The organism is Chryseobacterium aahli, assembly GCF_022699665.1.
Classification (GTDB): Bacteria; Bacteroidota; Bacteroidia; order Flavobacteriales; family Weeksellaceae; genus Chryseobacterium; species Chryseobacterium aahli.
The window spans coordinates 495,648-521,990 of the sequence record NZ_JALDNB010000002.1 but is presented as its reverse complement, the minus strand read 5'-3'; the positions used below and the strand labels follow the sequence as shown (position 1 = coordinate 521,990).

At 38.3% G+C, this 26,343-nt stretch carries 17 protein-coding genes; all 17 read left to right on the top strand.

All coding sequences use genetic code 11. The features are described from left to right. Positions 1 to 10 precede the first annotated feature (10 nt). The 17 genes from MQX03_RS04620 (at position 11) to MQX03_RS04540 (ending at position 26,284) form a co-directional block, all read left to right on the top strand. On the top strand, positions 11 to 1,495 hold the full coding sequence (locus tag MQX03_RS04620) for a xylulokinase (protein ID WP_242801837.1): 1,485 nt from the start codon (positions 11 to 13) through the stop codon (positions 1,493 to 1,495). A gap of 107 nt (positions 1,496 to 1,602) precedes the next feature. After that, entirely contained in the window at positions 1,603 to 2,931 is a 1,329-nt protein-coding gene (xylA, locus tag MQX03_RS04615; RefSeq protein WP_242801836.1) for a xylose isomerase, read from the top strand. Positions 2,932 to 2,996: 65 nt separating this feature from the next. After that, positions 2,997 to 5,906 carry a SusC/RagA family TonB-linked outer membrane protein gene (locus MQX03_RS04610; RefSeq protein ID WP_242801835.1) on the top strand — a complete coding sequence of 970 codons (2,910 nt, stop codon included), beginning with the start codon at positions 2,997 to 2,999 and terminating at the stop codon, positions 5,904 to 5,906. 11 nt (positions 5,907 to 5,917) lie between these two features. Continuing rightward, entirely contained in the window at positions 5,918 to 7,876 is a 1,959-nt protein-coding gene (locus MQX03_RS04605; protein WP_242801834.1) for a RagB/SusD family nutrient uptake outer membrane protein, read from the top strand. 79 nt (positions 7,877 to 7,955) lie between these two features. After that, positions 7,956 to 9,131 (top strand): mannonate dehydratase, encoded by a 1,176-nt coding sequence (gene uxuA / locus MQX03_RS04600; protein WP_242801833.1) that lies wholly within the window; start codon positions 7,956 to 7,958, stop codon positions 9,129 to 9,131. 34 nt (positions 9,132 to 9,165) lie between these two features. Continuing rightward, positions 9,166 to 9,981, top strand: coding sequence for an SDR family oxidoreductase (locus MQX03_RS04595; RefSeq protein WP_242801832.1), 816 nt, complete (start codon positions 9,166 to 9,168; stop codon positions 9,979 to 9,981). A 114-nt stretch (positions 9,982 to 10,095) separates the two neighbouring features. Further along, positions 10,096 to 11,514, top strand: a complete 1,419-nt coding sequence (uxaC, locus tag MQX03_RS04590; protein ID WP_242801831.1) for a glucuronate isomerase — start codon at positions 10,096 to 10,098, stop codon at positions 11,512 to 11,514. A 4-nt stretch (positions 11,515 to 11,518) separates the two neighbouring features. Continuing rightward, positions 11,519 to 12,526, top strand: a complete 1,008-nt coding sequence (locus tag MQX03_RS04585; RefSeq protein ID WP_242801830.1) for a sugar kinase — start codon at positions 11,519 to 11,521, stop codon at positions 12,524 to 12,526. Then, positions 12,523 to 13,158 (top strand): bifunctional 4-hydroxy-2-oxoglutarate aldolase/2-dehydro-3-deoxy-phosphogluconate aldolase, encoded by a 636-nt coding sequence (locus MQX03_RS04580; protein WP_242801829.1) that lies wholly within the window; start codon positions 12,523 to 12,525, stop codon positions 13,156 to 13,158. The genes MQX03_RS04585 and MQX03_RS04580 overlap by 4 nt, the downstream gene beginning before the upstream one ends. Continuing rightward, positions 13,159 to 14,445 (top strand): MFS transporter, encoded by a 1,287-nt coding sequence (locus MQX03_RS04575; RefSeq protein WP_242801828.1) that lies wholly within the window; start codon positions 13,159 to 13,161, stop codon positions 14,443 to 14,445. Positions 14,446 to 14,467: 22 nt separating this feature from the next. Further along, complete coding sequence (locus MQX03_RS04570) at positions 14,468 to 16,186, top strand: glycoside hydrolase family 43 protein (protein WP_242801827.1); 1,719 nt, start codon at positions 14,468 to 14,470, stop codon at positions 16,184 to 16,186. 215 nt (positions 16,187 to 16,401) lie between these two features. Further along, positions 16,402 to 18,021, top strand: coding sequence for a glycoside hydrolase family 43 protein (locus tag MQX03_RS04565; RefSeq protein WP_242801826.1), 1,620 nt, complete (start codon positions 16,402 to 16,404; stop codon positions 18,019 to 18,021). Positions 18,022 to 18,113: 92 nt separating this feature from the next. Then, on the top strand, positions 18,114 to 18,986 hold the full coding sequence (locus MQX03_RS04560) for an alpha/beta hydrolase (RefSeq protein ID WP_242801825.1): 873 nt from the start codon (positions 18,114 to 18,116) through the stop codon (positions 18,984 to 18,986). A gap of 35 nt (positions 18,987 to 19,021) precedes the next feature. Beyond that, positions 19,022 to 21,487, top strand: coding sequence for a glycoside hydrolase family 31 protein (locus MQX03_RS04555; RefSeq protein WP_242801824.1), 2,466 nt, complete (start codon positions 19,022 to 19,024; stop codon positions 21,485 to 21,487). A 56-nt stretch (positions 21,488 to 21,543) separates the two neighbouring features. Then, on the top strand, positions 21,544 to 22,935 hold the full coding sequence (locus tag MQX03_RS04550) for a glycoside hydrolase family 43 protein (protein WP_242801823.1): 1,392 nt from the start codon (positions 21,544 to 21,546) through the stop codon (positions 22,933 to 22,935). 25 nt (positions 22,936 to 22,960) lie between these two features. Beyond that, entirely contained in the window at positions 22,961 to 24,334 is a 1,374-nt protein-coding gene (locus MQX03_RS04545) for a glycoside hydrolase family 43 protein (protein WP_242801822.1), read from the top strand. A gap of 6 nt (positions 24,335 to 24,340) precedes the next feature. After that, complete coding sequence (locus MQX03_RS04540; RefSeq protein WP_242801821.1) at positions 24,341 to 26,284, top strand: glycoside hydrolase family 97 protein; 1,944 nt, start codon at positions 24,341 to 24,343, stop codon at positions 26,282 to 26,284. Positions 26,285 to 26,343 lie beyond the last annotated feature (59 nt).

Genomic DNA, 26,343 nt, shown 5'->3' with positions numbered 1-26,343 from the left:
TTTCAATACGATGTATTTATTAGGATACGATATAGGTAGTTCTTCTGTGAAAGTTTGTCTTGTAGAGGCATCCAGTGGTAAAGTAGTAGCTTCTGACTTTTCACCAAAAAAAGAAATGAAGATCATCGCTATGCAACCCGGATGGGCTGAACAAAACCCTGCTGATTGGTGGATCAATTTGAAGCTTGCGCATGAGTCTGTTATGCATCAGGCAGGAATAAATGCTGAAGATATCAAAGGTATTGGGATTACATGGCAAATGCACGGTTTGATATTGGTAGACAAAGATCAAAATCTTTTAAGACCATCAATTATCTGGTGTGATAGTCGTGCAGTTGAGTATGGTGAAAAAGCATTTATACAAATTGGAGCTGAAAAATGCTTGTCACATCTGCTAAACTCCCCGGGGAATTTTACTGCATCTAAGCTTGCGTGGGTGAAGGAAAACGAACCTGAGATATTTGATAAAATCGATAAAATAATGCTGCCGGGAGACTACATTGCGATGAAACTGTCGGGTGAGATCGGGATAACAATCGAAGGGCTTTCTGAAGGTATATTTTGGGATTTTAAAAATAACTGCATTTCTAAGGATGTTATTGAGCATTTTGGTATTCCTGAAAGTTTTTTCCCTGAAATTGTCCCTACTTTCGGTATTCAGTCAACCGTCTCAGCTGCCGCTGCAAATGAGTTGGGTTTAAAAGAAGGCACACCAATATCTTACAGAGCAGGCGATCAACCCAATAATGCATTGTCTTTAAATGTTTTTAACCCAGGCGAAATTGCTTCTACAGCGGGAACTTCGGGTGTGGTCTATGGAGTATTGGATCACTTAGACTATGATAAGCTTTCAAGAGTAAATACATTTGCACATGTAAATCATTCCGAGGAGCAAATGAGATTAGGTGTTTTGCTATGTATTAATGGAACAGGAATTTTAAACTCCTGGCTGAAACATAATTTTGCCACTTCACTTTCATCTTATGGAGACATGAATGAATTAGCATCGCTTTCACCAATAGGATCAAAAGGTTTAAGTATTATCCCGTTCGGAAACGGTGCAGAAAGAGTCTTGGAAAATAAAGATACAAGATGTTCAATTCATGGTATTAATTTCAATATACATTCTAAAGGAGACGTTCTGAGAGCAGCACAGGAAGCTATTGTTTTTTCTTATGAATATGGGATGAATATTATGAGAGGGATTGGTATGAACATCAACGTAATTCGAGCAGGTAACGCCAATATGTTTTTAAGCTCAATTTTCAGGCAGTCTCTTGCCAGTGTGAGTAATGCTGTAATCGAGCTTTATGATACCGATGGCGCTGTTGGTGCTGCCAGAGCTGCCGGTATGGGAATAGGTTTTTATGCAGATTCGTCAGAAGCGTTTGCATCCCTTGAAAAAATAGCAATCATAGAACCTGAACATGAGAAAAGAGATCAGTATTTAGAGGCTTACTCCGGATGGCAAGACCATCTTCAGGCGATTATCTAATCAAAAAAAATATATAAAAATACACATACTTGCTGCATAGAAATTATCAGTGAGCAGGGAATTCCCACATCTTAAACGAAATTTTCAATTAATAAAATCAAACATATATGAACGTTTTAAAGTCAACAAAAGAATTTTTTTCAGGAATAGATCAAATCAAATTTGAAGGGAGGGAAAGTAGGAATCCTATGGCGTTTCGTCACTATGATGCTGAGAAGATGATTATGGGTAAGCCGATGAAGGAATGGATGAGATTTGCAATGGCATGGTGGCATACTCTATGCGCAGACGGCAGCGATCCATTTGGAGGTCCTACCATCCATCATCCATGGTCAACAGGTACAGATGCTATTTCTAGAGCAAAATATAAAATGGATGCAGGATTCGAATTTATGAACAAAATGGGCTTTGGTTACTATTGTTTTCATGATATAGACTTGGTAGATCCTGCAGATAATTGGAGAGATTACGAAAAGAATTTACAGGCCGTGGTAGATTATGCTAAAGAAAAGCAGAATGAGACCGGTATTAAGCTTTTGTGGGGAACTGCCAATGTATTTACCCACGAGCGATATATGAACGGAGCGTCTACCAATCCTAATTTTGATGTAGTTGCATGTGCAGGTATTCAGGTGAAGAATTCAATTGATGCTACTATCGCCTTAGGAGGAGAAAATTATGTGTTTTGGGGAGGAAGAGAAGGATACATGAGCTTGCTGAATACGGATATGAAGCGTGAGAAGGAGCATCTTGCCCGTTTCCTGACGATGTCTCGTGATTATGCAAGACAACAAGGTTTCAATGGTACTTTCTTAATTGAACCAAAACCGATGGAGCCAACAAAGCATCAATATGATTATGATGCTGAAACTGTAATAGGTTTCCTTAAGAACTACGGATTAGAAAAAGATTTTAAACTAAATCTTGAAGTAAATCATGCTACACTTGCAGGTCATACTTTTGAACACGAATTACAGGTAGCGGTTGATGCAGGAATGCTTGGAAGCATCGATGCAAACAGAGGCGATAACCAAAATGGTTGGGATACTGATCAGTTCCCGGTTGATTATTTTGATCTTGCACAAGCGTGGTTAGTGATTTTAGAAGGAGGAGGTTTAGGATCTGGAGGGGTGAATTTTGATGCGAAAATACGTCGTAATTCAATAGATGCAGATGATTTGTTTATTGCACATGTTTCAGGAATGGATGCTTTTGCAAAAGGATTATCTGTAGCTGCGGATATACTTGAAAATTCAGATTACAAAAAATTAAGGACTGAAAGATATTCTTCTTTTGATAATGGCAATGGTAAAGCATTTGAAAACGGAGATCTAACTTTAGAAGATTTAAGAAAAATCGCACATGAGAGTGGCGAACCTCAGCCAAAAAGCGGTAAACAGGAGTTGTTTGAAGCTTTGGTAAATATGTATATCTAAAAGCAAAAAGTTTAATTGATTATTTAATTTTTTGTTACCCTAATGTTAAAAACAATATAATAATTATGAACCTATTTTATTTAAGTAAAAGCAATAAGGCGGCACTATTCTTTGCCATGACCTTATTACCTTCAAGCTTGGTTTATTCTCAGACTGTAAAAGATACCGTTCCTACTGAAAAGAAGATTGAAGAGGTGGTTGTAATTGGATACGGAACTCAGAGAAAAGAAGCGGTGACGGGATCGGTAGTTCAGGTGAAAGGTGATGCGCTCCGTGAAGTACCTTCTGCGAATATTACCCAAGCATTGCAAGGTAGAGCTGCGGGTGTAGAGATTTTACAATCATCTACAAAACCAGGAGCAGCGATGCAGATACGAATCAGAGGAACGCGTTCATTGACAGGGAATAATGATCCTTTAATCGTGTTAGACGGAATTCCTTTTGCCGGTTCTTTAGGCGATATCAGTTCAAGTGATATTAAAAGTTTAGATATCCTCAAAGATGCATCTGCAACAGCAATATATGGGTCAAGAGGTGCTAATGGTGTTATATTAGTAACTACTAATCGTGGAAGCAAAGGCCAAAAGGCTAGGTTTACATATAATTCATTCAATGGTGTTCAGACACTTTTTTCTAAATATCCCATGATGGATGGTCCTGCATTTGCAAAACTTCGTAATTATGCGACACCTGCACCTACAGGAACACAAACGTCTACCTCACCTTTATACAGTACAAGCGGTGATGAAAATCTAAATACAAATACAGATTGGCAAAGTTTATATTACAAACCTGCGATGATTACCAGCCATGATATAGGAGTATCTGGTGGAACTGAAGGAGGAAACTTTAATGTTGGCTTATCATATTTTAAGCAGGACGCTCTGGTTCCGCTTCAGAATTACGAGAGATTTGCTTTAAGAATGGCAGTAGATCAGCAGTTGGGTAAAAGATTCCGTGTAGGATTTACGTCTAATTCAAATTATGTAGAATCTGAAGCGAACGGAATTAATCCTGGTGCTATATTAGGATATTCTCCGTTGGCAAGCCCTTACAATGCAGATGGTAGTTTGAAAACTGTAATGAGTACTGCCGGAAATATTGATCAAACGTGGATCTACACACGTCAAAGATTAGAGAGTTTAGGAGAAAAATATGTAGATGAAACGAAAGCTTTTTCATCTTACAACAATATGTATGGTGAAATAAGCTTACCGCTTAATGGTTTAAAATACAGATTAAATGTAGGTTTAGACTATCGCACATCCAATAGTGGCAATTATACAGGCGTAGGAGTTTTCAACACAAATGCAACAGCTCCATCAAGTGCAGGCAGAGGAAATAATCAAACCTATCACTGGGTTTTAGAAAACCTATTGACGTATGACCGCACATTTGGTAAACATAAAGTCAATGCAGTGGCATTATATTCTGCTGAAGGCAATAGATATGTAAGCACTTACTTAAGTGCCAGAAACGTTCCTGCAGATTTCTTTCAGTATTATAATCTAGGTCAGTCTCCACAGGCAGACATTCAGGTAAGGCCAGAGGATCAGACTTACTACCAAAATGGTCTTATATCAGCCATGGGAAGAGCAATGTATACTTATGACAACAAATATATGTTGACTGCAACATTGCGTGCAGATGGATCGTCGAGACTTGCACAAGGCAATAAGTGGCATACATACCCGGCGATATCAGCAGGGTGGACGATCTCTAATGAGTCATTCATGGAAAATGTGAAAGCCATTAACCTTCTGAAATTAAGAGCAGGTTGGGGACAAACATCGAATCAGGCAGTACCTGAATATTCAACATTAGGAAGAATGGCAGTTACTCCTTATAATTTTGGAAATTCAAACACTACAGGTGTATATGTAACAGAAGCCCCAAATCCAAATTTAGGATGGGAATATTCTAAAACACAAAATTACGGTTTGGATTTCGGATTATTCAATAACAGAATTACTGGTAGTGTTGAATACTACAAAACGCATACTTATGACCTCCTTACTTCAAAAGTTTTGCCAACAACTTCTGGTCTGCAGAGAGTTTTAGAAAATGTAGCCGAAACGGAAAATAAAGGTTTTGAAGTAGCGCTTAATGGTTCTGTATTCAGTAATCCTGAAGGATTTTCATGGGATGTGGGTGTGAATTTTTATACAAACAGAAATAAAATTTTGGCGTTGGCATCAGGAACCCAAAAAGACGAGGGAAATCTTTGGTTTGTAGGGCACAACATCAATGCTATTTATGATTATCAGTACGTAGGTCTTTGGCAAGCAGGTGATCCTTACCAGAATATTCTTGAGCCAGGAACTCCAGCGGATGTAATAGGATCTATTAAAGTTCTGTATACAGGGGGGTACAATGCTGATGGTACCCCGACAAGAGCAATTGGTGCTGCGGACAGGCAGATCTTTGATACAGCACCTGATTTTCAGGGTGGATTTAATATGAGATTTGCTTACAAAAATTTTGATTTGAGCACAGTAGGAGCATTTCAGAAAGGCGGAATCTTAATCAGTACGCTGTACGGATCTGCAAGTTATCTGAACAGATTGACCGGTAGAGGAAACAACGTAGATGTAGATTACTGGACAGAAGATAATACGAGTGCCTATTTTCCCCGTCCTGGAAGACATCTAAGTGGTGACAACCCTAAATACTCTTCTACTTTGGCAATGTTTGATGCATCTTATCTAAAGCTTCGTACAATTACTCTGGGATATAATTTTGATAAAGATTTAATGGAAAGTTTAAGTATAACTTCTTTAAGACTTTACTGTACGGTTACAAATCCTGTGGTCTTATTTTCTTCTTATCACAAGTTTTCAGGTATGGATCCTGAGCCAAACTCTGTGGGGAATCAGAACCAGGCTGTAAACGGATATCAACAACGTCAATTAGTCATTGGTACCAACAATCCTTCTACTAGAAATTATTTAATAGGTGTAAACTTAACTTTTTAAAATACAGAATCATGATAAAACTTAATAAAAAACTGATTGTGGGAGCTGTTTTTCTTTCTCTTACCTTCACAGGGTGTAATGAGATTTTGGATGAAGAGCCAAGATCTATCTATACTGTAGACTATTTCAATACTGCAGATGGTATCAATCAAAGTATCCCGTCCTTGTACAGACATATGAGATTGCTGTACGGTAACGGATATTTTATGAGTAATTGCCAAAACGGGACTGATGAATCTACATTTGCCCAAAGTGCAGATGGCAACTTCAGAGAACTTGATATGTCTGGAAACGGTAACATCAATGCCGCTACCTTCCCTACAAGCATGGTATGGGGTGCAACATTTCCTAATATAAATACAGCTAACGGAATTATAGAAAGAGGCCCCGGTTTCGGAGTAGCTGAGGCTTTAATCTCGGAAGCACGTTTTTTCAGAGCATATGATTATTTTATGCTTGTACAGACCTATGGCGGTGTTCCGTTAGATTTAGGTTCTGGTGAATTAGCTTTTAACATCAATCCTACCACAACTTCTGTAAGAAATACAGTTCCTGAAGTATATACAAGAGCCGTTTTTCCTGATTTGAAGAAGGCTATTGATAATCTGCCTGTTAATCCTAGGGTAACCGGTGGTGTGACGAAAAATGTAGCACGGTTGTTTTTAGCGAAGGCATATCTTACCTACGGGTGGTGGCTACAGAACCCGAACAGTATTCCTACATATCCGGAGACTCCACGTACAGATCCGGACGGTCGTAGTGCTCAGTACTATTTTCAGCAGGCATATGATATTGCAATGGCCGGAATTACCAGTCCTGGACCCTATGGTTTAGAAGCAACATTTTATGATGTGAATGAGGGATCAAAGGATCGTAACAAAGAGTGTATGCTTTATGCAGATCACACACAGTCAAGTACCTTCTACAACGAAGGAGATCCTACAGGTTTCGGATCAGGATGGGCACCGGATAATTTTGCTGCATGGATGCAAACATGGAATTATACTGCGATAAAAAGTAGTAAAACTACTGCGTGGGCAGCTTCAGACATTGCAAGCGCAGTGCAGAGAGAGGCATCTCAACCTTTGGGAAGACCTTGGGTACGTATGGCACCTACCATTGGAGTAATAAAAAATACTTTTGCAGATAAAACCAATGATTCCCGCTATGATGGGACTTTCGTAACTACCTACAGGGGCAATTGGCAGAAAAATGGAACAGGATTGACATCTGTCCCGGTTCTATACAATGCCAATAATCTACCGGTACAGCCAGGAGGGGCTATTCTTAGCTTTCTTAATGACGATTCACAAATGCCTAATTATCCTTCAGGAGCAGGACAAAACGGTGTTGGAGCAGGAACTTTGCCGGGAAGAGCAGACTGGGTAGTTGCACCAAACGGAATCAGCCGTATCGTATATCCTGGTTTATGGAAAATTGGTACATACCGTACAGACGATCCAAACGGCCTTGGTTACCCGAATGCAGGTCTTACAAGACCATTTAATGTTGCTAAATTCTCAGAATTCTACTTTATTGCTGCAGAAGCTGCCGTAAAAGGTGCATCGGGTGCAATGTCTCCGAGAGATTTGATCAATGTAATCAGAGCCAGAGCAGGAAAATGGAGATTTAACAATAATGGAAATGTACCTTATGTAGCAGATAACAGTGCACAAATGACTGCTGCAACTCCGGCGACAATCACTATCGATTATATTCTTGCTGAAAGATCCCGTGAATATTATGGTGAGTTCTATAGATGGTATGATCTTGTACGTACACAAAAATGGATAGATTATTCAAAAACCTATCAAATTGGTGGTTCTTCATATGGAGATCATAATCCACAAACCGTTACAAGAACTATTCAGCCATTTCATTATCTGAGACCAATCCCTCAGGGGCAGTTGGACGCAATGCAGGTTTCGGCCGACATTAAAGCAAAATACCAGAATCCTGGTTATAATTAAAATTTAGACACATTCTTATTAACAGCAGCAAAGTAGGTGTTACATAGCACCTGCTTTGTTTTAATAAAAAATGAAATTTATGGAAAAAACATGGCGTTGGTTCGGGAAGAAGGATAAAATCAAATTAGATATGCTCCGCCAAATTGGAGTGGAAGGTATTGTTTCGGCGCTTCACGATATTCCAAATGGAGAAGTTTGGTCGTTGGAAGCTATTAATGATTATAAAAACTATATAGAAAATTTTGGACTTCGCTGGTCTGTCGTAGAAAGTCTGGCAGTAAGTGAAGCCATAAAATATGGAGGGGAAAACAGAGATCAATTAATAGAAAATTACATCCTGAGTCTTGAAAATCTGGGGAAAGCTGGCGTAACAACGGTTTGTTACAATTTTATGCCGGTTCTGGATTGGGCTCGTACAGATTTGTTTCATCAGTGGGAAGACGGTTCGTCGTCACTATATTTCGATAAAGCCAAATTTGCTTATTTTGAAATTCATATTCTGCAAAGAAAAGGTGCAGAAAACGATTATAATTCAGATATTCTTCAAAAAGTAGAACAATTAAAAAATACCTTAACTGATGAAGATAATAAAGATCTGATTGATTCTATCATTGTGAAAACGCAAGGTTTTGTGAATGGAAATATCAAAGAAGGCGACAAAAATCCTGTTCAATTATTCAAAAATCTATTGGCATTGTATGATGGGATTGATAAAGATCAGCTCCGTCAGAATATGAAATATTTCCTGGAAAAAATAATGCCTGTCTGCGAAAAATGGAATATCCAGATGTGCGTACATCCCGACGATCCGCCTTTTTCATTATTAGGTTTACCAAGAATCGTGACCAATGAAGAAGATATCGATTGGTTTTTAAACGCTGTCGATAATCCACACAATGGACTCACATTTTGTACAGGTTCTTTAAGTGCGGGTCTTCAGAATGATGTGCCGAAGCTTGCCCAAAAATATGCTCACCGTACAAAATTTGTTCATTTAAGAAGCACCAATGTCTTTGACAACGGCGACTTTATCGAAGCTCATCATTTAGGTGGAAGAGGAAAATTAATCGAAGTAATCAAAATCTTTGAAAAAGTAAACCCGGATTTACCAATGCGTGTAGACCACGGAAGACTGTTGACAGATGATATTGATAAAGGCTACAATCCCGGATATTCATTTCTAGGAAGAATGCTTGCTTTAGGACAAATTGAAGGCGTGATGGCAGCAGTACAATCAGAATTGCAAAAAAATTAAATCTAAAATTTGCAATAATTATAAAAAATAAAAAATGAACGAAATATTCAGCATAAAAGATAAAGTAGCTGTAATCACAGGTGCTTCCGGCGTTTTAGGCGGAAGTCTGGCTAAAAGTTTCATTGAGGCCGGAGCCAAAGTTGTTGCTCTTGGCAGAAATCAGGAGACTCTGGATTCTCGTGTAAAAGAACTGGCAGATTTAGGTGGCGATGCATTTGCGGTAGAAGCCAATGTAATGAATATCGAAAGTCTTGAAGCTGCTTCAAAAAAAGTCCTAGAAAAATACGGTAAAATCGATATTCTGCTCAACATTGCAGGTGGAAATATTCCTTCTGCAACACTATCTCCCGACCAATCTTTTTTCGATATGAATATGAACGGATGGGATGAGGTAACGAATCTCAATATCAACGGAACTGTTTACCCAAGCTATGTTTTCGGAAAAGTAATGGCAGATCAAGGCAGCGGAAGTATCGTGAATATTTCCTCAATGGCAGCATATTCTGCAATCACAAGAGTCGCAGGATATTCTGCAGCCAAATCCGCAATTACCAATTTTACACAGTGGCTCGCTTCTGATGTAGCTTTAAAATTTGGCGACAAAATCCGTGTAAATGCCATTGCTCCGGGATTTTTTATAGGAGATCAGAACCGGGCAATTTTATTAAATCCAGACGGCTCTTTAACCGACCGAAGTAAAAAAGTCATCGCCAAAACCCCAATGGGACGTTTCGGAAATGCAGACGAACTGAATGGAGCGGTACAGTTCCTTTGTTCGGATGCAGCCAGTTTTATCACAGGTGCTTTACTTCCTATTGATGGTGGTTTCAGTGCATTCAGTGGTGTTTAGAAATTAGTATTATTTTCTTCTTATAGTAAGCAAGGCCTTAATGATTTTCTCACTCGGTTAAGGTCTTGTTTTTAAAGATTTTCACAAAAATCAAAATCAATTTTAAATTTAAAAATGAATCACTCCATCAGCAATAAAGAAGTTTTCGGAGAATCGTTTTTGCTGGAATCGGCAAAGGCAGAAAATCTATATTTCGGTTATGCGACAGAAATGCCGATTATTGATTACCATAATCATCTCGAGCCGGATGTGATTTCAAATAATCAGAATTTCCGTTCACCGACAGCAATTTGGCTGGATGGTGATCATTACAAATGGCGGGCAATGCGGAATTTTGGGATTGATGAGCAATTCATTTCAGGCAATGCTTCAGACCTTGAAAAATTCAAAAAATGGTCAGAAGTAGTTCCTTTTACGCTTCGAAATCCTTTATTTCACTGGAGTCATTTGGAACTCAAAAATCCTTTCGGAATCAAAGAATATCTTTTCCCGAAAAATGCAGATTCTGTTTATCATCAAATGAATGAATGTTTGCAGACTTCAGATTTTTTACCTCAATCAATTATACAGAATTTCAAAGTAGAAGCACTTTGCACAACTGATGATCCTGCTGATGATTTGTATTATCATAAAGTATTAAAAAACAGTGGTTTCAAAACTCAGGTTTTACCGGCTTTCCGTCCCGATTCTTACATCAATATCATCAATCCGGAACACTATCTTTCAGGAATTAAAAAACTTGAAAATGTTTGTGGGATTTCAATCGAATCAGTTTCCGATTTATTAAATGCGCTTCAATCCAGAATCAATTATTTTGCAGAAGTAGGCGCCAAAGTTGCCGACCACGGTTTTGAATATTTTCCTGATACCACAAAATGGAATCTTAAATTAGAAACCGAATTTTCTGAATTTTTAAAAGGAAATAATCCAACATTCTCAAATCCGGAAGCGTTGTGCGGTTATCTGCTGAAAGAACTTTGCAAAATGTACGCTGGAAAAGGCTGGGTTCAGCAGTTTCACGTCGGTGCCACCCGAAATAATAATTCTGAAATGCTTAGTAAAATCGGAATTAATGCAGGTTACGATGCTATCAGCGAACAATATTTTGCACAAAGATTGAGTGTTTTGCTGAACGAACTAAATTCTGCCGGACAACTCACCAAAACCATTATTTATAACCTTAATCCCACTTTCAATGAGGTTTTAGCAACACTCACCGGGAATTTCAATGAAGGCGGAATTAAGTCCAAAGTACAATTTGGTGCAGCCTGGTGGTTTCTCGACCAATTAGATGGAATGAAAAAACAGATGAACACACTTTCCAACATTGGTCTCATCAGCACTTTTGTCGGAATGCTTACTGATTCCCGAAGTCTGCTGTCATTCTCAAGACACGATTATTTCAGAAGACTTTTATGCAATATGTTCGGCAGCGAGATGGAAAGAGGGCTGCTTCCCAATGATGAAGAATGGGTTGGGAAAATCATTCAGGATATCTGTTATCACAACACGAAAAATTATTTTGAAATTTAATACAATGCAAGATTCATCTTCCAATAAAATACTATGTTTCGGGGAATTGCTTTTGCATTTTGCTCCCGATTCCGAAGGAAACTGGCTCAATGACCAGTCTCTGAAAATTTTTGTGGGCGGTGCAGAATACAATGTAGCTTCTGCGCTTGCACAATGGAAAAATCCGGTAAAACTCCTTTCAGCTTTGCCTGAAAATTTTGTAGGAAGTCAATTAGAATCTCAACTCAAAAATAAAGGAATCGAAATTCTTGCAGAGAAAAACAACGGCAGAATCGGAACATTTTATCTTTCTTCGGACGGAGATATGCAGAACGCATCTGTTGTTTACGACCGTTTTCCGTCGGTTTTCACCGAATCGGATTTTGAAGCATTTAGTTTTGATGAAATCTTTTCAGAAGTAAAATGGCTTCATATAAGCACTATTACGCCGGCTTTGAGTGAAAATGCGTATCAAAAATGTTTGGATTTAATGAACGAAGCGAGATCAAGAAACATCACGGTTTCCCTCGATTTGAATTACCGTTCTGCACTTTGGAAAGGCAGGAATCCTTCAGAAAAAATAAAAAATCTGATGCCTTTTGTGAATGTTCTGATGGGAAATATCTGGTCGATTCAACAATTTTTGGACATTCCGGTAGAATATGAATTAAATGGAAATTTTGATGATAAAAATCTTTTAAAACAGACCGAAAAATCAGCTTTGGAAATTCAGAAGCAATTTCCTAATATAGAATTGGTTGCCAATACATTCCGGTTTACTAGCTGCTCAGAAGTCAATTATTTTGCGACTTTATTTGCTGATGAAAAGCTTTTAGTTTCTGAACATTATCATTCAGACAAAATTGAGGAAAGAGTAGGAAGTGGCGATTCTTTTATGGCGGCCTTAATTTACGGAACTTTAAAAGGAAATTCCTCACAACAGATTTTAGAAGATGCTACGAAAGTCGCTTTTAAAAAGCTTTTTGTAAAAGGCGATACGATTAATGACAGCATTAATATTGAAAAAATATGAGTTTAATATTGCAAAAAATAAAAGACCAGAAAATCGTTCCGTTGTTTTACAACGAATCATTTGAGGTTTCAAAAAATACCGTAGAAGCTTTATACGACGGCGGAATTCGTGTAATAGAATATACAAACCGCGGAAGTCAGGCTTTGGAAAACTTTACTAAACTGAAAGAAATCTCAGTCACCGAATTTCCGAAACTTTTATTAGGAATCGGAACCGTGAAAAATATAAAGGAAATGGATGATTATTCCAATGCAGAAGCTGATTTCATCATTGCACCTGTCATTAGCGAAGAACTGGTAAAACATTCTGTATCAAAAAATATTATTTTAATTCCGGGTTGTTTCACGCCTTCTGATGTTAATTTAGCCTTCCAAAACGGACTTCGCTTAGTAAAGATTTTCCCGGCAGATGCTTTGGGCAAAAATTACATCAAATCCATTCAGCCCGTTTTTCCTGGAATGAATTTTATGCCAACCGGAGGAATCAATGCCGATATTGAAGACATTACAGAATGGCTCAAAGGTGGCGCAATCGCTGTCGGTTTGGGAAGTTCGCTCATCAGAACAGATTTTACGACAGAACAACTGACTGAGAAAGTTCAGAATTTATTAAAACAACTTAATCAAAACTAAATGCAGGCTCCTAAAAATCACAATATCAGATGGTTTATGCTGTCTTTGGTCTTTCTCGCAACCACTATCAATTATCTCGACCGTCAGGTAATGGGATTGCTAAAGCCTGTTCTTGAAAAAGAGTTCAGCTGGGACGAAAAAGATTACAGCTATATTGTGATGGCATTTACCACCACTTACGCTATCGGATATCTTGCAATGGGAAGATTTATCGATAGAGTAGGAACCAAAATCGGTTATGCCGTTTCCCTCATTGTCTGGAGTTTAGCTTCCATAGGACACGGTTTTGTGAAGAGTACCGTTGGGTTTTTAATTGCAAGAAGCACACTCGGAATCAGTGAAGCCGGAAATTTTCCCGCAGCGATAAAATCAGTCGCAGAATGGTTTCCGAAAAAAGAAAGAGCTTTGGCAACAGGGATTTTCAATTCTGGAGCCACAGTCGGAGCTATTTTGGCACCACTTCTTGTTCCGATTATTTTAGCGCATTATGGCTGGAGAGAAACTTTCGTTTGGATTGGGGCGCTCGGTTTATTATGGATTGTCCTTTGGTGGAGATTTTATTCAATTCCGGAAAAGACTAAAAAATTAAGTCAGGAAGAATTACAATACATCAAAAGTGACCAGGACGGAAAAACTGAGGAACAGTCCAAAGTTCCGTTGTCCGAAATATTAAAATACAAAGTAACCTGGTCTTTTGCCATCGGAAAAATTCTGACCGACCCGATTTGGTATTTCTTTATGTTCTGGCTGCCTGCGTATTTTTCGGACGTATTTAAAATGGATATGACAAAACCTTCCATTCCGTTGATAATCATCTACAGCGGAACTACGATTGGAAGCATCGGTGGCGGTTATCTTTCCTCATTTTTAATTAAAAAAGGCTGGGCAATCGGAAGAGCGAGAAGTTTTACAATGTTGCTGTTTGCTTTAATGGTCGTTCCGGTAATGTTCTCAAAATATGTAGACAATATGTGGCTGATTACCATTATCATTGCTTTTGCGACTGCGGCGCACCAAGGTTGGGGAGCTAATCTTATGACCACGGTTGGAGATAAATTACCTAATAACTATGTAAGTTCGGTTATCGGATTTGGTGGAATGTTGGGTTCAGCAGCAGGAATTGTTTTTCCTTTGTTTATCGGAATCGTATTAGATACTTTCAAGAAATCAGGAAATATAAACGGTGGATACAACATCATATTTTTCATTGCCGGTGTTTCTTACGTTGTTGCATGGGGAATTATTTGGCTGATTAATAGGAAAAAAACTGAAATAATAATAAAATAACAATCACATAAAAAGAAAAAATATGGAACAGAACATAATGAATTGGGCATTTTTTAGGAATAAAACCAATATACTTTCAGCAGCGGCTTTGCTTTCCGTGAGCAGCATTTCTGCACAAACTTTCTCAGACTTTTCTTACCGTGGAAATGATAAAATTTACACAAACAATCCTTTAAAAGAAAACGAGTTTTACTCTCCGATTCTTCAGGGCTGTTATCCCGACCCGAGTATTACCAGAAAAGGAGACGATTATTACTTGGTCAATTCTTCATTTTCAATGTTTCCGGGCGTTCCTATTTTTACTTCTAAAGATTTGGTCAACTGGAAACAGGTGGGTCACGTTCTGGACAGGCCTTCACAGCTTAAAGTGGAAAAAGGAGGCGTTTCCGCAGGAATTTACGCTCCTGATATCAAGTATAATAAAAACAACGACACCTTTTATATGATTACTACTCAGATTGCTGGCGGAGTAGGAAATATGGTCGTGAAAACCAAAGACCCAGCAAAAGGCTGGAGCGAAGTCCAAAAACTGAATTTCGACGGAATTGATCCTGCAATTTTCTTTGATGATGACGGTAAAGCATACATCGTACATAACGATGCGCCGCCAAAAGGAACTGAGCAATACAACGGTCATCGTGTCATCAAAATGTGGGATTACGATTTGGAAAAAGACCAAGTTGTTGCGGGCTCAGATAAAATTATTGTGAATGGAGGCGTTGACCTCTCTCAAAAACCAATTTGGATCGAAGGTCCACATATTTACAAAAAGAACGGAAAATATTTTCTGATGTGCGCAGAAGGCGGAACGGGCGGTAACCACAGCGAAGTTATTTTTATGTCGGATTCTCCGAAAGGTCCGTTTGTTCCTGCACAGAACAACCCGATTTTAACACAGCGTTATTTCCCGAAAGACAGAAAAGATAAAGTGGATTGGGCAGGTCACGCAGATTTGGTGGAAACTCCTGATGGAAAATATTATGGTGTATTTCTGGCCATTCGTCCCAACGAAAAAGGACGGGTAAATCACGGAAGAGAAACTTTCATTCTTCCCGTTGATTGGAGCGGAACGTATCCTATTTTTGAAAATGGTTTAATTCCGATGAAACCAAAATTAAAACTGCCGGAAGGCGTAAAAAATCAAACAGGACAAAACGGATTTTTCCCGAACGGAAACTTTACTTATAACGATAAACTGACCGATAAAAATCTTGATTACCGATGGATTGCAATGCGTGGACCACGTGAGAATTTTATTACAACGGCTAAAAATGGGGTTAAAGTAAATCCTTTTGAAACGAATATCAAAGCGTTGGCTCCGGTTTCGGCATTATTTCACAGACTCCAGCATGAGGATTTTGAAACTTCCGTAACACTTGATTTTAAACCGAAATCTGAAAAAGAATTAGCCGGAATCACTTGTTATCAGAGCGAAAGATTCAATTACGTATTCGGAATTACGAAAAAGGATAAAGACTTTTACATCGTTTTAGAAAGAACAGAAAAAGGAGAATCAAAACTAATTGCGAGCGAAAAGATTTCACTATCAAAAACCATTAAATTGCAGGTTGTTGGTGAAAAAGATGACCTTAATTTCAATTATTCTTTGGATGGTAAAAACTTCAAAAATCTTGGAGGTTCGGTTTCCGGAGATATTCTTTCAACCGATGTTGCAGGAGGTTTCACTGGAAGTTTGATTGGTTTATACAGCACGTCGTCTAATGATATTGTGCCGAACTAATATTAAAAATAATTATCTCGCAGATAAAACGGATTAAGCTGATTTTTAAGATAATTATCTGCAAAATTCGTAAAATCTGCGAGAGGAAAATTTTAAAAATTGCAAGACTTTGCTGAGTTTACGCCCTTGTGAACCTTAAAAAAGTTAATTGTTAAAAAATCTTTACGTCTATTGCGTTTAAAAGATGAGTATCAACCAATCAAAATATTAAAATTTTGAAAATTAATAAACCATTTTATATAGTTTCTTTATACGGATTTATCGGGCTGAATCTACTTTCGGCTCAGGTAAATCCGGTTCAGAAACAGCAGACGACAGCATTTACCAATCCTATCATTTGGGCAGATGCTCCGGATTTGTCGGTTACCAGAAATGGTGATGATTTTTACCTGATTAGTACCACTATGCACTTGATGCCGGGCGCTCCGGTAATGCATTCCAAAGATTTGGTAAATTGGGAAATGTCGAGTTATGTTTTCAATACATTGAATGACAATTCTAAATATGATTTAGTTGATGGAACGGTTTATGGTCGCGGACAATGGGCTTCATCAATCCGTTATCACAAAGGGAAATATTACGTTTTATTTTCCCCGAATGACGAGCCTTTCAAATCCTATTTCTATGTAACGGATAATCCCGAAAAAGGAAACTGGAAACTGATTACCAGAACCCGACATTTTCACGATGCTTCGTTGCTATTTGATGATGACAACAGGGTTTATGTTTTCACTTCCAACAAAGTTTTTGAATTAAGTCCAGATTTTAAAGAAGTTATCGGAAATCCTGATGGAACGGTGGTTTTCGAAAAAGATTCTTCGGAAACCGGACTTCTAGAAGGCAATCAAATTATAAAAAAAGACGGAAAATATTATATGATGATGATTTCCTGGCCAAAAGGAGGAAAACGCCGTCAGGAGGTTTACAAAGCAGATAAAGTAACCGGACCTTACGAGAAAAAAGTGATTTTGGAAGATAACTTTTTAGGATTTTCTTACGCTGGACAAGGTGCTTTAATTGATGATAAAAACGGCAATTGGTATTCACTGATTTTTCAGGATAGAAATGGAGTAGGACGCGTCCCGATTTTGATTCCTGTGAAATGGGAAAATGACTGGCCTGTTTTAGGAGATAATGGAAAAGTTCCATTAACTGGCGAAGCTCCGCTTCCTACATTTAAACCAAAAAATAACATTGTAGAAAGTGACGAGTTTTCAGATGAAAAATTGAAAATCCAATGGCAATGGAATCATAATCCAGTGAATAAAGCTTGGTCCTTATCCGAAAGAAAAGGTTTTATGAGACTGAAAACGAGTCGTATTGTAGATAATATTTATGCCGCCCCGAATACTTTAATGCAAAGAATGGAAGGCCCGAAATCAAGTGCTGTTGTTGCCCTAGATTTGAAAGGGATGAAAGACGGCGATGTTGCGGGATTCAGCTCATTCAACGGAGATTCAGGGATTTTATCGATTTCAAAAGAAGATAATCAGAAGTTTCTCACTTTTTCAACGAATCAAGTCAGTTTAGATAATAAAACGAAAGCGATTACCGGAGTGAAAAAAGAAGAAAAAAAACGAGTTGAAATTAAATCTGATAAGATTTATCTCCGTATTGAAGCTGACTTTAACCTTGGAAAAGATTTGGCGGATTTCTCTTACAGCACCGACCAGAAAAACTGGACAGAAATGGCAAAAGACTACAAAATGATTTTCGATTACAGAAGATTTTTTATGGGTTCCAAATTTGCGATTTTCAATTACGCAACGAAAAGTATTGGAGGTTTTGTGGATGTTGATTTTTTTAGAATTAAAGATTCTTCAACCATAAAATAATTATTTTAAAATATAATTAAAGAAAAAATAATTCTACCAGATATTATTTTTTTATCTAAATTAATAAGTGTAAAAAATACAAATAAAAAATTATGAGTAAGCCAATCATATTTGTTTTAGGTTTTGTCTTGTCAGGAATTTTCATTTCTGCACAAACGCTTGATAAACAAGCACCGCAAGGTTTTGACGTTGAAAAGAAAGAAATTCCACACGGAAAAATTGATACGATTAACTACGAATCAAAAACGGTAGGAACTCAAAGGAAAGCGTTAGTCTACACACCGCCAGTCTTCAAAAAAGGGAATAAATATCCGGTTTTGTACCTGCTTCACGGTATTGGTGGCGACGAAAAGGAGTGGTTCAAAAACGGAACGCCTCAAATTATTCTGGACAATCTCTATGCACAAGGAAAACTTACGCCGATGATTGTGGTTTTGCCGAATGGCAGAGCAATGAAAGACGATAGAGCGACGGGAAATATTATGGCAAAAGATAAAGTGGAAGCTTTTGCTACTTTCGAAAAAGATTTGTTAAACGACCTGATTCCATTTATCGAAAAAAAATATCCTGTTAAAAAAGACCGAGAAAACCGTGCGATTGCCGGACTGTCAATGGGAGGCGGACAAACCCTGAATTTTGGATTGGGAAATATCGACAAATTCGCCTGGGTTGGCGGTTTTTCATCTGCTCCAAATACGAAAAAACCTCAAAAATTACTCCCGAATCCTGCAAAAGCTAAGGAATTAAAACTTCTTTGGATTTCCTGCGGTGATCAGGATGGATTGATGCCTTTCAGCAAAAGAACAAGTGATTATTTGACGGAAAATAAAATTCCACATATTTTTTACATAGAACCGGGCGGTCACGATTTTAAAGTATGGAAAAATGATCTTTTTATGTTTTCGCAATTGCTTTTTAAACCTGTTGATCAGGAGGAAATCAGCAATCTATTAAAATCAGAGTAGCGATTACAATTGATAAAAATATAAATACCATAAAAATGAATTTCAGAAAAATAAACATAAATGCTTTCATTATCACGATGATCATTATATCGGGAATAGAGCAAAATGTGAGCGCACAATCTTATAAAAAAACAGATTCGGGCTTGAGTTTTTCTGCGGATAAAATGAATGTGGAAGTGAAGTTTTACGGACCAAACACGGTGAGAATTATCAAATATCCTTCTGGAAAATCATTTGTAAAAAACAGCCTGTCTGTTATTAAGCAAGAACAAAAAACGAAATTCTCTATTACAGAAAATAAAGATATTTTATTGATAAAAACGAATAATTTACAACTTTCAATCAACACAAGAAACGGAGAAATAGTCTACAATACTTTATCAGGAAAAGAACTTCTGAAAGAAAAAGGTAGTGATTTTGAACCTTTTAATGATGCCGGAAATCCAACTTATTCTGTAACCCAATCTTTTCAGTTGGAAAAAGAAGAGCCGATTTACGGTTTGGGAATCCTTCAAAACGGAAAATTGTCCCAACGGAATCAGGACATCAGAATGATGCAGAACAATACCTGGGATTTTGTGCCTTTTTTCCAGTCTGTAAAAGGTTACGGCGTTTTTTGGGACAATTATTCCCCGACTCAGTTTACCGATAATGCTCTGAAAACGTCATTCGCCTCCGAAGTTGGAGAAGGCGTGGATTACTATTTTATGTATAGTGGAAATGCTGATGGAGTAGTTGCTGCAATGCGTGACCTTACCGGAAATGTTCCTATGTTTCCTTTATGGACTTACGGTTTCTGGCAAAGCAAAGAACGGTATAAAAGTCAGAATGAAATTGTAGATGTGGTCAAAAAATACCGTGATTTGAAAGTTCCTTTGGACGGAATCATTCAGGATTGGCAATATTGGGGAAATAATTATCAGTGGAATGCGATGGATTTTATCAGTCCGGATTTTCCTGATGCAAAAAAAATGATTAATGATATCCACGGAATGAATGCGCATTTGTCTGTTTCCATCTGGTCGTCATTCGGACCGATGACCAAGCAATATCGCGAAATGGACACAAAAGGAATGCTTTTCAATTTCAAAACGTGGCCGGAATCTGGTCGCGAAGTCTGGCCTCCCGATATGAATTATCCTTCCGGTGTGCGTGTTTACGATGCCTACAATCCCGAAGCAAGGGATATTTACTGGAAATATCTGAATAAAGGCGTTTTCAGTCTTGGCGTAGATACTTGGTGGATGGATTCTACAGAACCTGACCATCTTAGCCAAAAACCAGAAGATTTAGATACAAAAACCTATCTCGGTTCATTCAGAAAAGTAAGAAATGCCTATCCGTTGATGGCTGTTGGCGGTGTTTATGACCATCAACGGGCTACGACAAGTGACAAAAGAGTTTTTATTTTAACAAGATCTGCTTTCGCTGGTCAGCAACGATATGGTGCGAATACTTGGTCTGGAGATGTTAATTCTTCCTGGGAATCTTTACGCAATCAGGTTCCGGCTGGTCTTAATTTTACCCTGACCGGAAATCCAAATTTTAACTCAGATATCGGAGGATTCTTTGCCGGAACTTATAAAAAGGGCTGGAATGAAAGTTCGGGTTCAAAAAATCCAATGTTTCAAGAATTGTATGTTCGTTGGTTGCAATACGGAACCTTCACGCCCATGATGCGTTCGCACGGAGCCGATGTACCGAGAGAGATTTACCAGTTTGGAAAAAAAGGAGATATGGTGTACGATGCCGTAGAGAAATTCATCAGATTGCGTTACAGTATATTGCCTTACATCTATTCTGTTTCGTGGGAGGTTTCCAAAAATCAGTCAAGCTTTATGCGACCGCTTGCAATGGATTTTGCAGAAGATAAAAAAGTCTGGGACATCAATAACGAATATATGTTCGGGAAATCTTTTCTCGTCGCTCCTGTACTGAATGCCCAATATACCCTTGAAAAAATAGTTAAAACCGATGAAAATCAAGGTTGGGATAAAAAAGATGAGAGCAAAAAAGAAGGTTCAGTTTCCACTGTAGATTTTACCCAAAATAAAACTGTCAAAGTCTATCTTCCGTCCGGTTCTGTTTGGTATGACTACTGGAACAATGCAAAATATAAAGGCGGACAGGAAATCGAAAAAAAAGTCAATATCCAAAGTATTCCATTGTATGTAAAAGGTGGAAGCATCATCCCTTTTGGTCCCGATGTCCAATATGCGACAGAGAAAAAATGGGACAATTTAATTTTAAAAATTTATCCGGGTTCAGATGCAGATTTTGTATTGTATGAAGATGAATTTGACAATTATAACTACGAAAAAGGCGACTATACCGAAATACCAATGCATTGGGATGACAAATCAAATACACTTACGATAGATGCCCGCAAAGGAAATTATAACGGAATGATTGACAAAAGAAACTTCAACATAATTCTTCCTAATGGTCAGCAGAAAACGGTGGCTTATTCGGGTCAAAATGTTAAAGTGATTCTTAAATAGGATAGTCAAATTCTTGAAATACCAGGACAGAAGAATTAAATTCAAAAAAACTGATTATGATTAAAAAAATAGTTTTAAAATATACTTTAAATATTGGGTTGATGCTCACAGGATTATCGCTGTCTGCCCAAAATCCAATCATTCAGACCAAATTCACAGCTGATCCCGCACCAATGGTTTACAAAGACACCGTTTTTCTGTACACGAGCCACGACGAAGATGATGCATTCGGATTTAAAATGAAAGACTGGCTGTTGTACACTTCGACCGATATGGTCAACTGGACCGATCACGGTGTTGTAGCTTCATTAAAGGATTTCAAATGGACAGACCCGGAGAATGGAGCGTGGGCGCCTCAGGTCATCGAAAGAAACGGCAAGTTTTATATGTATTGCCCGATGCCCGGACAGAGAGGAATTGGTGTTTTGGTGGCGGACAGTCCGTATGGTCCTTTCAAAGACCCAATCGGAAAACCGCTTGTAAAAAATTCAAGTGATGATATCGACCCGACTGTTCTTATTGACGACGATGAACAAGCTTATTTATATTGGGGAAATCCAAATCTTTGGTATGTAAAGCTGAATAAAGATATGATTTCTGTGGATGGACCAGTCGTAAAAGACCCTTCGATTGCCAAAGTCAAAGGTTCGCCAGACTCATTTCATTATCAGGAAGGTCCGTGGGCTTGGAAACGAAACGGGAATTATTATATGGCATATGCCTCAACGTGTTGTCCGGAAGGAATCGGTTATGCAATGGGCAAATCGGCAACCGGTCCGTGGGAATACCAGGGAATGATTATGGACAGCGACAAACGTTCCAACGGAAATCATCCCGGAATCATTGACTACAAAGGAAAATCTTACGTATTCGGTTTCAATTACAATCTCGGAAAACGAACCATAAGCAAGCATTATGAGCGCCGTTCCATCTGTGTGAGCGAACTGACTTACAATGCCGATGGCACGATTCAAAAGTTACCATTTTGGAATCCTGAAGGCGTAAAAAGAATTGCGACTTTAAATCCGTATGACAGAGTAGAAGCGGAAACTATCGCTTATAGTGAAGGTTTGAAAACAGAAAAAATGACAGAGTGGGAAAGAAATAATCCGTACGACACAGGCAAAAAAATTACTGACCGAATAGTGGTTTCGTCTATCCACAACGGAGATTACCTCAAAGTTCAGGGTGTTGATTTTTCCAAAGGAACAAAATTTCTGGAAGTTTCAGTTGCTTCAATGAATGGAGGAAGTATAGAAATCCATACTGATGCGGTGGACGGGTCAATATTAGGAACTGTTCAGGTAACCGGAAAGGCAGAAGGCGACCTGTTTAAAACCATAAAATCTCAGGTAAAAAATATAAAAGGCGTACACGATGTATATTTTGTATTCAAAGGAAACAAAGACCTTTTCTACTTTGATTGGTGGAAATTCAGTTCAAATTAAAGTCAATTTTTAAAGCCAAATTGCTATGAAAATAAAAAAAAACACCCTAAAAATAATACTCAATGGTCTGCTGATTTGTTGTGGTGGAATTTTGTCTGCACAGAATCCCATCATTCAGACTGCATTTACAGCCGATCCTGCGCCAATGGTTTTCAATGACCGTTTGTATGTGTACACCAGTCACGATGAAGACGATTCTACGTGGTTCACAATGAATAACTGGAAATTATATTCTACCAATGATATGGTCAACTGGACAGACCACGGCGTGATACTTTCCTACAACGATTTCGATTGGGCAAAGCGTGATGCGTGGGCGGCTCAGTGCATCGAAAGAAACGGGAAATTCTTTATGTATGTCCCAATGATTTCGAAAACCAATAACAAAGGGGCAATTGGAGTTGCAGTTGCCGACAGTCCGTTTGGACCGTTTCACGATCCGCTGGGAAAACCGCTTGTTCAGAGTGAATGGGGCGATATTGACCCGACGGTTTTCATTGATGATGATGGTCAGGCGCATATGTATTGGGGAAATCCCAAACTTAAATACGTGAAACTGAATGAAGATATGATTTCCTATTGCGGTGATATTGTTGAAGTTCCGATGACTGAAGAATCTTTCGGAAAACGGGAAGGCAATCCTGAAAGACCAACGAAATACGAAGAAGGTCCGTGGCTTTACAAACGAAAAAATCTTTATTATCTCTTCTGGCCGGGCGGTGCGTTACCGGAATTTATAGGCTATTCCACCAGCAAAAGTCCGCAAGGTCCTTGGAAATATGGCGGAATTATTATGCCTGCAGAAGGAAAATCTTTTACCAATCATCCCGGTGTGGTTGATTTCAGAGGGAAAACCTACTTTTTCTATCACAATGGTGCTTTGCCGGGAGGAAGTGGATTCACACGTTCGGTCAGTGTGCAGGAATTAGAATTTAATAAAGACGGTTCAATTTCTCCATTCAAAATGACCAACGGAATTACGAAAGCCATTGCAACCGTCAATCCATACGCATTCAATCAGGCGGAGATGATTTCGTGGTCAGAAAATATGAAATCTTATCAGAACAAAACAGCGGGAGTTTTCATCAAAGCAAAGAAAAACAGTGCTTACACAAGTGTAAAAAATGTTGATTTTGGAAAAGATGGCGCAACAACTTTTTCTGCAAGAGTAGGAACTACGCATAATAGCGGCGTTACGATGGACGTTCGTTTAGACAGTCTGGACGGACCGATTGTCGGAACAATAAAAGTTCCGATGACTGGCGGAGACGACCGCTTTGAGACGGTTAAAATCAATTTATCTAATTCGATTAAAGGCGTTCACAATCTTTATTTCGTTTTCAATAGCAAAGCGGAAAAAGACATTATGTTTTTTGACTATTGGATGTTTTCAAAATAATTTAAAATGAAAAAATTTACACTCATATTTTTTGTATTAATAAGCTTCTGTTTTTTATCAGAACTTAAAGCACAGGTTGCCGAAATTTCGAGCCCGGACGGAAAACTGAAACTGAATGTATTTTCAGAAGACGGAAAAGCATTGTATTCCGTTACTTTTCAAGGAAAAACAATGCTCGAAAAGTCTCCTTTGGGTTTAATCACCAATGAATCGGATTTTTCTAAAAATTTAAAATTCATCAACAGTAAAAAGGATTTCGTTTCCAAAAAATACAGCAACGAGAAAATTAAAAAATCAGAAGTTGAATACAAAGCAAATACGTTGACCGTCAATTTTACCAATCAAGAGCAGTTCAGTATTGGAATTGAGTTTCAGGTAAGTGATAACAATATTGCCTTTCGATATGATATTCCTCCAATGAGAGATCATCTCAGTATTGTGGTACAGTCGGAAGTTACGGGATATCGATTTCCGCCACAGACGACAACATTTCTTTCGCCAATGATGAAACCGATGACCGGTTTTGCACGCACAGCACCAAGCTATGAAAGTGGCTACAAAGCCGATGCAGAATTAGGAACGAAAGCTGATTATGGTTACGTTTTCCCTGGGCTTTTTCATATCGGAAACGAGGGCTGGGTTTTGCTTTCAGAAACTGGAGTTAGTAGTTTGTATTGTGCTTCTCATCTCAACACCACTTCAGATAAAAATCTTTATCAGGTTGCCTATCCGAATATGGCTGAAAACAACGGTTTCGGAAGTTCAGGAGCAGCAATTTCTTTGCCTGGGAAAACTCCGTGGAGAACGATTACGATTGGAGATTCTTTGAAACCGATAGTTGAAACGACCATTCCATTTAATGTTGTAGAACCTCTTTATGAACCTTCGCAGAAATATCAATTCGGAAAATCTACCTGGAGCTGGATTCTATGGCAGGATAACAGTATGAATTATGATGAACAGACAATATTTATTGATTTGGCATCAAAACTTAATTATGAATTCATTTTGATGGATGCGCTTTGGGATAAAAATATCGGCAAAGACCGGATGAAAGAACTCGTTCAATACGCCAAATCTAAAAATGTGGGAGTAATGCTTTGGTATAATTCCAACGGAGCCACCAATGATGCGCCAATGGGACCAAGAAACAAAATGAGCACTTCTGTAGAACGCAAAAAAGAAATGAAATGGCTGAAAGAAATCGGTGTAAAAGGTTTGAAAGTCGATTTTTTTGGTGGCGACAAGCAGGAAACGATGCGTCTGTATGAAGATATTTTGTCGGATGCCAATGATTTTGGTCTGATGATTATTTTCCACGGCGCTACTTTGCCGAGAGGCTGGGAAGTAATGTACCCGAATTATGCTGGAAGCGAAGCTGTTTTAGCCTCGGAAATGCTTTACTTTTCGGAAGATGTCCGTAAGCAGGAAGCATTTTTTGCAACCTTACATCCTTTCATCAGAAATACGGTGGGAAGTATGGAGTTTGGCGGAACTTTTCTCAATAAATTTCTTACTAAATCCAATAAAGAAAAAAATAAAAGGCTTACCACAGATGGTTTCCAACTGGCGACAGCAGTTTTGTTTCAGAATCCGATTCAGATGTTTGGAATAATGCCGAATAACCTGACTGATGCTCCAAAATTCCAGTTGGATTTTATAAAAGAAGTTCCCACACTTTGGGACGAAACGGTTTTCATCGACGGTTATCCCGGGAAATATTCTGTGATAGCGAGAAGGCATAATGACAAATGGTATGTTGCGGGTGTAAATGCTGAAAAAACTTCTAAAAAACTTACACTCAATCTTCCAATGTTGGCTGGTAAAAATCTGGAACTCATTAATGATGATAAAAATGGAAACACTTTTACAAAAACGGTTTCCATCAATAAAAAAGGAGAATTTGAAATTGAAATTCAGCCGAATGGCGGATTTGTGTTGAAGAATTAATACAGGAATGATTTGGGCAGCTAATCCGCCCTCCGTTCCCGCTTTTTTGTTCCGCTTTG

What these genes read in the sequence shown, in the direction of transcription:
- MQX03_RS04620 (WP_242801837.1), top strand. Translation starts at nt 11, where the DNA reads ATGTATTTATTAGGATACGATATAGGTAGTTCTTCTGTGAAAGTTTGT.
- xylA (WP_242801836.1), top strand. Translation starts at nt 1,603, where the DNA reads ATGAACGTTTTAAAGTCAACAAAAGAATTTTTTTCAGGAATAGATCAA.
- MQX03_RS04610 (WP_242801835.1), top strand. Translation starts at nt 2,997, where the DNA reads ATGAACCTATTTTATTTAAGTAAAAGCAATAAGGCGGCACTATTCTTT.
- MQX03_RS04605 (WP_242801834.1), top strand. Translation starts at nt 5,918, where the DNA reads ATGATAAAACTTAATAAAAAACTGATTGTGGGAGCTGTTTTTCTTTCT.
- uxuA (WP_242801833.1), top strand. Translation starts at nt 7,956, where the DNA reads ATGGAAAAAACATGGCGTTGGTTCGGGAAGAAGGATAAAATCAAATTA.
- MQX03_RS04595 (WP_242801832.1), top strand. Translation starts at nt 9,166, where the DNA reads ATGAACGAAATATTCAGCATAAAAGATAAAGTAGCTGTAATCACAGGT.
- uxaC (WP_242801831.1), top strand. Translation starts at nt 10,096, where the DNA reads ATGAATCACTCCATCAGCAATAAAGAAGTTTTCGGAGAATCGTTTTTG.
- MQX03_RS04585 (WP_242801830.1), top strand. Translation starts at nt 11,519, where the DNA reads ATGCAAGATTCATCTTCCAATAAAATACTATGTTTCGGGGAATTGCTT.
- MQX03_RS04580 (WP_242801829.1), top strand. Translation starts at nt 12,523, where the DNA reads ATGAGTTTAATATTGCAAAAAATAAAAGACCAGAAAATCGTTCCGTTG.
- MQX03_RS04575 (WP_242801828.1), top strand. Translation starts at nt 13,159, where the DNA reads ATGCAGGCTCCTAAAAATCACAATATCAGATGGTTTATGCTGTCTTTG.
- MQX03_RS04570 (WP_242801827.1), top strand. Translation starts at nt 14,468, where the DNA reads ATGGAACAGAACATAATGAATTGGGCATTTTTTAGGAATAAAACCAAT.
- MQX03_RS04560 (WP_242801825.1), top strand. Translation starts at nt 18,114, where the DNA reads ATGAGTAAGCCAATCATATTTGTTTTAGGTTTTGTCTTGTCAGGAATT.
- MQX03_RS04555 (WP_242801824.1), top strand. Translation starts at nt 19,022, where the DNA reads ATGAATTTCAGAAAAATAAACATAAATGCTTTCATTATCACGATGATC.
- MQX03_RS04550 (WP_242801823.1), top strand. Translation starts at nt 21,544, where the DNA reads ATGATTAAAAAAATAGTTTTAAAATATACTTTAAATATTGGGTTGATG.
- MQX03_RS04545 (WP_242801822.1), top strand. Translation starts at nt 22,961, where the DNA reads ATGAAAATAAAAAAAAACACCCTAAAAATAATACTCAATGGTCTGCTG.
- MQX03_RS04540 (WP_242801821.1), top strand. Translation starts at nt 24,341, where the DNA reads ATGAAAAAATTTACACTCATATTTTTTGTATTAATAAGCTTCTGTTTT.